Annotated in this window: 5 protein-coding genes; 4 read left to right on the top strand and 1 reads right to left on the bottom strand. The window is 73.8% G+C overall.

The window, feature by feature from the left end:
• The first annotated feature begins 47 nt into the window (after positions 1 to 47).
• From I5E_RS18200 to I5E_RS18190, 3 genes are all read left to right on the top strand, one after another.
• Positions 48 to 1,187, top strand: coding sequence for a cysteine desulfurase family protein (locus I5E_RS18200; protein WP_022908248.1), 1,140 nt, complete (start codon positions 48 to 50; stop codon positions 1,185 to 1,187).
• Between the two features lie 90 nt (positions 1,188 to 1,277).
• Positions 1,278 to 1,544, top strand: coding sequence for a hypothetical protein (locus I5E_RS24855; protein WP_148287045.1), 267 nt, complete (start codon positions 1,278 to 1,280; stop codon positions 1,542 to 1,544).
• 272 nt (positions 1,545 to 1,816) lie between these two features.
• Positions 1,817 to 2,107: a hypothetical protein gene (locus I5E_RS18190; RefSeq protein ID WP_022908246.1), complete on the top strand. Its 291-nt coding sequence runs from the start codon at positions 1,817 to 1,819 to the stop codon at positions 2,105 to 2,107.
• 21 nt (positions 2,108 to 2,128) lie between these two features.
• On the opposite strand, the gene I5E_RS18185 is transcribed toward I5E_RS18190, so the two are convergent.
• Positions 2,129 to 2,590, bottom strand: coding sequence for an MSMEG_6728 family protein (locus I5E_RS18185; protein ID WP_022908245.1), 462 nt, complete (start codon positions 2,588 to 2,590; stop codon positions 2,129 to 2,131).
• An 88-nt stretch (positions 2,591 to 2,678) separates the two neighbouring features.
• Here I5E_RS18185 and I5E_RS18180 point away from each other — a divergent pair, with 88 nt between their 5' ends.
• Positions 2,679 to 3,275 carry an NAD(P)H-dependent oxidoreductase gene (locus I5E_RS18180; RefSeq protein ID WP_031263125.1) on the top strand — a complete coding sequence of 199 codons (597 nt, stop codon included), beginning with the start codon at positions 2,679 to 2,681 and terminating at the stop codon, positions 3,273 to 3,275.
• The last annotated feature ends 324 nt before the right edge of the window (positions 3,276 to 3,599 follow it).

Here is a 3,599-nt window from a genome sequence, read left to right as displayed (position 1 = left end):
CGGCCTCGACATCGACGTGTCCGTCGCCGCGACCGCCGGCGTCTGAGGTGTTCTACCTGGACCGAGCGGCCACGACGCCGGTCCGCCGCGAGGTGCTCGAGGCGATGTGGCCGTACCTGACCGGGACGTTCGGCAACCCGTCCTCCACGCACGCGGTGGGCGACGCCGCCGCACGTGGCCTCGCCGACGCCCGGGCGACGATCGCCGCGGTCCTCGGGTGCCGCCCGGCCGAGGTCGTGTTCACCACCGGGGGCACCGAGGGCGCGAACACCGCGGTGAAGGGCATCGCGCTCGCCGACCCGCGCGGACGCCACGTCGTCACCAGTGCGATCGAGCACGAGGCGGTGCTCGAGAGCTGCCGGTACCTCGAGCGCTTCCACGGGTTCGACGTCACCGTCCTGCCCGTGGACCGCGAGGGCGTCGTCACGCCGGACGTCCTCCGGGCGGGGCTCCGTCCGGACACCACCCTCGTCTCGATCGCGCACGCCGACAACGAGATCGGTACCGTGCAGGACGTGCCGGCGCTCGCCGAGGTCGCGCACGGCGTCGGGGCGCGGTTCCACACCGACGCGGTCCAGTCGGCGCCGTGGCTGCCCGTCGGACTCGACGTGCTCGGCGTCGACGCGGTGTCCGTCTCGGGCCACAAGCTCGGCGCGCCGAAGGGCACCGGGGTGCTCGCCGTCCGGTCCGGCGTGCCGCTCGAACCGCTGCTGCACGGCGGCGGGCAGGAGCGGGGGAGGCGGTCCGGCACCGAGGACGTCGCGGGAGCCGTCGGCGTCGCCACGGCCACGGCGCTCGTCGCCGCGACCCGGGACGACGCGGCCCGGACCGCGACCACCACCCGGGACGCCGTGCTCGACGGCGTGCTCCGGTCGGTCCCCGGTGCGTTCGTCACCGGGTCGCGGACGTCACGGCTGCCAGGGCACGCCTCGTTCTGCTTCCCCGGGGTGAACGGCGAGACGGTCCTGCTCGAGCTCGAGGAGCGCGACGTCGTGTCGTCGTCGGGGAGCGCGTGCGCGGCCGGCAGCACCGAGGCCTCGCACGTGCTGACGGCGCTCGGTCTGTCCGACGACGTCGCCCGGACGGCGCTGCGCCTGACGTTCGACGCCGGTCTCAGCGCGTCGGACGTCCCGGTGGTCGTCGACACCGTCGCGACCGCGGTCGGGACGGTCCGCGCGCTTGCTTGAGCCCCACCATGGGTGTACTAGACGTTCTACTCCATGAGTGGGGTGGTGTCCCCCCTTTTGCGGACCGACGAAGTGCGTCAGAGTGTTCACATGGCAAACGCGATGACGACTCGGGTCCGGCAGGAGGACCACTTCCGGGCGGTCCAGCTCCTCCCTGCACCCGCGACCGTCGTGGCGCTCGTCCTGGCCGCGCAGCACGACCTCGGCACCGCCCCGCTCGGGCTCATCGCCGTCGTCGGAGCCCTCGCGACCCTCGGGAGCGCCCTGCTCCCCATGGTCCGCCCCGCCGCGGCCCGACGGTCGATGCCCGCACCGACCGAGACAGACCGGTACCGAGAGGACACCGAACACCCTTGAGGACCAGCACCGTCGCGTCCGACCCCCTGCGGACGCCACGGTGCGACGAGCCGGACCAGGCCCCCTGACCTCGGTCCGGCGCGGGGCACGACACCCCCTGATCCGTCGTGCTCCGCAGCACCTGTGACCCGTCGTGGGCACGGGCGTCGCTTCCCCTGTGCGACGCCCGGAACCCCTGTGCCCACGGCGGGTCCGGGTGCGCCGCGCCAACGCGCACGAGCGCCCGAACGCTCGTGCGCGGCGGCAGCGGCGGCGCGCGCTAGCGTGGGCCCGTGCCCTCGTACCGCGTGACCCTCGCCGTCGGTGCGCTCGCGGCCGACACCGCCCCTGATGCCGTGCTGCCGACCGCCGCCGGGCTCGTCGCCGAGCTCGTGGTGGTCGAGGCCCGCGACGTCCGGCTACTGCGCGGTGTCCCGTGCGCCGTCGTCCGGTTCGAGGCGCCGTCCGACGACGTCGCCGAGGCCGTCGCGGAGCACACCGCGACCGGTCTGCGCACGACGGCCGAGGTGCGCTCCGTCGTCGTCACCCGTCGTGACGGCGGTCGCTGGACCCCGATCGCCTGAGGAGCGCTGGGAGGCTCGTCGTCATCGCGTGACCGGCGCGACCGTCCCCGGCCACACGTAGTCGAGGTCGTCCGGCACGTCCGGGAACAGCGGTCGGTAGTGCTCCGGCGCCTTCTGCACGAGCTTCGACCGGTGTGAGCGGTGGACGGCGGGGTCAGCGTTCCACGGCGGCACCGGGTACTCGTCCCGCTCGTACGCCGCCAGGTCCGCGGGGACGAGTGCGAGGTCCGCGAGGGTCTTCGCAAGGCACGTGTCGGCGTGTCCGCGCTCGGTCCAGACGTCGCAGGTGGCCCGCTGGTACGCCATGAGTGCCGGTCGGTAGCCCCGCCACATCGCCGTGACGGGGTGGTGCTGCCAGCCGTAGTCCGGCAGCGTCAGTGCCCGCATGACCTGCAGCGTCTCGACGCGCTGCTTGCCGAGGCGCCGGTCGTCGAGGGCCTCGGCCGAAGCGCGGAAGTCCGGGAGCGGCAGGAACGTCTGCATGGCGCGGACGGTACGCGGCGCCCCTGGAACCCGACACATGCCGTCACACGCCGACCGCCGGGACCGCGGTCGTGTGAGCATCGACCCCATGAGCGGAGAACTCGTCGTCGGCGTCAGTGGCAGCCCCTCGGACCCCTCGCGGACGTCCACCCTGGTGGCGGCGACGGTGGCGCGCCTCGGGCAGGAGATCGACGACGCCCGCACCGAGACGATCGAGATCGGGCCGCTGCTCGCCGACCTCGGTGCCTCGCCGTCCCGTGAGGCGATGTCGGACCGCACCCGCCGCGCACTCGAGACCGTCGAGGCGGCGGACGTCCTCGTCGTCGGCAGCCCGGCGTTCCGCGCCGCCTACTCGGGTGCGTTCAAGCTCTTCTTCGACTGGATCGGGCAGTACGACCTCGTCGACACCCCGGTGCTGCTCACCGCGACCGGCGGGAGCGATCGGCACGCCCTGCTCGTCGAGCACCAGATGCGCCCGCTGTTCGGCTTCTTCCAGTCGACCACGCTGCCCATCGGCGTCTTCGGCAACGAGCGCGACTTCACCAAGCGCGACGGCGGCTACGACATCGCGAACGTCGACCTCGAGCTCCGCATCGACCAGGCCGTCCAGCGGGCGCTGCCGCTCATCCGCGGGGGCTTCGCCACCGCCGCCACGACCGACGTCCGGCGCCCCGCCGACTTCTAGCGCCCCGTCCGGGCGTACCTGGTCGATTCGGGCGTACCTGGTCGATTCGGGCGTACCTGGTCGATTCGGGCGTACCTGGTCGATTCGGGCGTACCTGGTCGAACGTTCCGACCGAGTACGCCCGGAACGACGTTCCATCGCGCGCGTTCTGGGAAGAACCGGGCGCCGGGCGCCCGGGTGTCAGGCGCGGGGTACCGGGCACGGACGCGGCCGTGCGTGGGACGGGAGGGCGCGTGCGGGCCCGACCCGCGCCTCCTGGGACCGACTCAGCCGACGAGCGACGCGACGTGCGCGACCGCCAGGCGGTACCCGTCGGCCCGGGCC

This window comes from Curtobacterium sp. B18 (assembly GCF_000333375.1).
Taxonomy (GTDB): Bacteria; Actinomycetota; Actinomycetes; order Actinomycetales; family Microbacteriaceae; genus Curtobacterium.
The sequence above is the reverse complement of the archived record's forward strand: the minus strand, read 5'-3'. Positions and strand labels throughout refer to the sequence as shown.

Excerpts from the sequence above, each read along its gene's own strand:
- I5E_RS24855 (WP_148287045.1), top strand. The coding sequence starts at position 1,278 with ATGGCAAACGCGATGACGACTCGGGTCCGGCAGGAGGACCACTTCCGG.
- I5E_RS18185 (WP_022908245.1), bottom strand. The coding sequence starts at position 2,590 with ATGCAGACGTTCCTGCCGCTCCCGGACTTCCGCGCTTCGGCCGAGGCC.
- I5E_RS18180 (WP_031263125.1), top strand. The coding sequence starts at position 2,679 with ATGAGCGGAGAACTCGTCGTCGGCGTCAGTGGCAGCCCCTCGGACCCC.